We start from the raw sequence: 2323 nt of genomic DNA on the forward strand, positions 1-2323 counted from the left end.
CGGCCACGCCCCACGCACCATGGCCAGCCTCCGCAACCTCGCGATCACCCTGCTACGCCACGCAGGCTGGAACAACATCGCAGCCGGACTCCGACATCACGCCCGAGACCACAAACGCGTACTCAGCTTGCTTCTGGCCAAGTGAAAAGACGACTTTGCCGAGGCCCTGGTTGACTAGCTTAACCGGCACGCCGATATACCAACCGTCGTCACTCAAGAAGCTCTGCCATGCCTCTGGTAACCCGTCCGTGCTTGATATCTCGGACAAGTCAACTCGCATTGAGTCAGGACTAAGAAGACCCTCAGGGGTCAGGCGTTGGAGCCATGCGAAGCCGTCTACGCAGAATATCCAGCCTTGCTGTAGGGCTGTCATTATCGGCCCTTTAACGCGTCTGCAAGTTCTCGCACGGTTTCGCGTTTGCGTTCCTTGATCGGCACTGCCTGATAGACACGCTGCCCCAGTCCTTTAATGACTCTGCTGTGTTCGGTATTCACCAACTGGGAGGCTTGGGTTACACCCTCGTCCACGTCTTTCGCTTGCACAGCAGCCCATGCACGGTGCATGTCAAGCTGGGCCCGCCACCGACTAGCGGCCGCAGGAAGCCTCTCGGCTTCCGCTTGAATTGCCTCCGCCTTTGTCGAATCGCCTAAAGCTGTGTAAGCCCAACTCGCGGCTATAGCAAGACGCCAACCAGGCATTGCGAATATGGAGTTCCCGTCCTGCTCATGCGCCAACTCAAGAGCCCGATAAGCCAAGCCGAGCGCCTCATTCGCCAATCGGGCGTCTCCTCTACCGGCATAGACATGTGCCCTAGCAGCATGCGCTTCAATTACGGCGGCAGAGGACCTGCCAAAGGCAATTGGTAGCTCAGTCGAGCTCAATACCTCCGCATCGTCGCCGCCTTCGTAGAAGATGCGATAAGCGAGACGCGCGCGACTCCATGCGCGTAACTCAATTTCTCCGGAATGATCTGCCAACTTGACCGCTGTGGAGTACCAGCGTTTCGCCGTCACGGTGTCTCCCAGACTTGCCACCGATGAGCCGTAAACCATCGCGAGACGCGCCCCATGTCTGCCGCGCAACTGTGGATCTGCCGAAAGCACCAAAAGGTCAGCTACTGCTCTCTGAGATAAATCTGAGAGCGGCTCTGTCATGAAACCTCGACCATATGTGGCGACGATATCTTCCCAGTCATCTGCATTTGGCGCGAGACTTGCCGCCCGGTCGAGCGAATGCCGGAGAGTTTCGGCAACAGCACTGGGCGCGATTGCGCCGACAGTCGACAGTGTTCCGAGCGCCTTTATAAGTGTGCGGCGGTACACTTCGTCATCATCTCCTAACCGCGCAAGTTCGGTGAACAGACCTGACGTACTAAGCGCCTTATCTACCGCTTCCGCGAATTCTGGTGTTGGCTTCCTTAGCCCGGTCTCGACATGTCCGATAAAGGCAGGCGAGAAATAAACTAAGCGCGACAGTGTTTTCAAGCTCAACTGTCGCGAATTCCGTACTGACCTCAGCGTTTCACCGAAGCTTGTACCCATCATCCCTCGCTTCTACGGCCATTCCGTGCACAGCCGCAGGTTTGTAGACGGCTGTAGACGCCCGAGTGCTGGTCACCAGGTGCACCAGCTACCAGGCTACTCACTCAACGGATACAGCGTCGACACAACCAGTGGTGAAGCCAACCCGCGATCGGCGGGTCGTCGAGACAGGGGAAGGGTTCGCGAGCCATGACAGCAAGTGCGACGGAACCAAGAACTATGAGTAGGTCGAGCCACGGAGTCGAGTGGAAACACGGGGAAACTATGGAAGATGACAAATCCGAAAGACCTTTTGTTGTCGCATACTTGCGGGAACATGTGCTCATGACGCCTGCTGAAATGGCCCGAGCGCAACGTGGATTGATCGAGTTCGCCGAGCGGCGGGGTCTGGTTCTGAGTGAAATATTCATCGAAAAACTTGAGTCGGTCCCGGAAGCATTCGCGAAGCTGGCCGCACGTGTGAGTGAGCCGGGCGAGCGAATTGTGATCATTCCCGGCATTCATCATTTGGCTGGTCTGGGCGACCCGCCGCTGTCCGTGCTTCGGGCCTTTGCGGCCGACGGCGTGCAGGTGCTGATTGCTGGTCACGTCGAATAGGCCCGTCAGGGTGGTTGGTGAGCCGTCGTTCTCCTGCCCGGTCACCCTGGCGTCGGCGGGGCGCGGTGTGGCGAGTCCATTCCGTACCTCCTCAAGCGGGAAAGTGAACCACACTCCGCGCCCCGTCGTTTCCAAGCTGGGCAGTCCCTCGAAAAGGGCGAGGTTTGAGGGACTGCCCGTAATC

General features: G+C 58.0%; 2 protein-coding genes. One reads left to right on the forward strand and one right to left on the reverse strand.

The features are described 5' to 3' along the window. Positions 1 to 372: 372 nt before the first annotated feature. Entirely contained in the window at positions 373 to 1545 is a 1173-nt protein-coding gene (locus tag E1261_RS44440) for a helix-turn-helix domain-containing protein (RefSeq protein ID WP_132416355.1), read from the reverse strand. A 321-nt stretch (positions 1546 to 1866) separates the two neighbouring features. On the opposite strand from E1261_RS44440, the gene E1261_RS44445 reads away from it, so the two are divergent. Next, a complete protein-coding gene (locus tag E1261_RS44445) occupies positions 1867 to 2139 on the forward strand; it encodes a hypothetical protein (RefSeq protein ID WP_132416357.1) in 273 nt (90 codons plus the stop codon). Positions 2140 to 2323: the final 184 nt, after the last annotated feature.

Origin of the sequence: Kribbella albertanoniae (genome assembly GCF_004348455.1) — a bacterium.
In the GTDB taxonomy this organism is placed as follows: Bacteria; Actinomycetota; Actinomycetes; order Propionibacteriales; family Kribbellaceae; genus Kribbella; species Kribbella albertanoniae.

What these genes read in the sequence shown, in the direction of transcription:
- E1261_RS44440 (WP_132416355.1), bottom strand. Translation starts at nt 1,545, where the DNA reads ATGATGGGTACAAGCTTCGGTGAAACGCTGAGGTCAGTACGGAATTCG.
- E1261_RS44445 (WP_132416357.1), top strand. Translation starts at nt 1,867, where the DNA reads ATGACGCCTGCTGAAATGGCCCGAGCGCAACGTGGATTGATCGAGTTC.